The sequence below is a fragment of the Aequorivita antarctica genome (assembly GCF_007997155.1).
GTDB classification, from domain to species: Bacteria; Bacteroidota; Bacteroidia; order Flavobacteriales; family Flavobacteriaceae; genus Aequorivita; species Aequorivita antarctica.
Genome location: NZ_VORT01000045.1, coordinates 1 through 945, shown reverse-complemented (window position 1 = coordinate 945; position 945 = coordinate 1). Strand labels below are relative to the sequence as shown.

General features: G+C 43.0%; 1 pseudogene. It reads left to right on the top strand.

Annotation, left to right across the window (positions count from 1 at the left end):
- Positions 1-945, top strand: a pseudogene (locus tag ESU54_RS17925) (hypothetical protein); the annotation flags it as partial.

The window sequence follows — 945 nt, the reverse complement described above, 5'->3', positions numbered from 1 at the left end:
AAGGCCAATTAGATGGTTCTAGTACTGCAAACAAGGCTAGAATCCGTCAAGGTACAGGGCAACAAGCACAGGATAACTTTGCTGCCATAGACCAAAATGGTGACAACAACTGGGCTTCAACCCAACAGACTTATGACAACAGTGATGCTTGGACGCAACAAACTGGAGACAATAACAAGTCCATGATCCTTCAAGATGCAGGTCCTAACCAAACTGATGGACACTATGCCATGAACCAACAAGAAGGAAATGAAAACGAATCCTTTATTAATCAAGAAGGTAACGGTGCTCGTAACTCAGCTCGTGCATTACAGCAAGGTGATAGCAACCAAGCTAAGCAATATCAAACTGCAACTGCTGGAAGCGGATCTGGAAATGATGCTGGTATTCAGCAAGGAGGTAGCACTGCAACATTGAATGCTGTGGCTCCTGAGGCTACGACTCAATGGATTAATGTTATCAATAATGTAGATGGAGCCGCTAATCCAATTTTCTATTCTTTGCCTAACGATGAGAATAAGGCTTTGCAGGTACAGGTAGGTGATGACAACAGCGCTGGTATTTTCCAACTTGGTGGTGGTGTCGCTGGAGCTAATTATGCAGAACAAAACCAAGATGGTGATGGCAACAATGCAGGTATAACACAATCACACCACTATAACGGTGAGGCTTCTAACTATGCTAGACAAGACCAAAATCAGAATGATAACACTGCTGGTTTAGTTCAACAAGGCTCTAATAATAAGTCTTACCAAGCTCAAGATGGAGATTCAAACACTTCTTTGGCTCACCAAGCAGGTTCTGGACACAAATTGAATACACACCAATTTGGTGATGGTAGTGTTGCTCATGCTGCACAACACGGAGCAGATAACCGAGCTTTAATTGTTCAGTATGATGGCCAAAGCTACAGCGTACAACAAAACATGAATTTAGGTGTGCTAG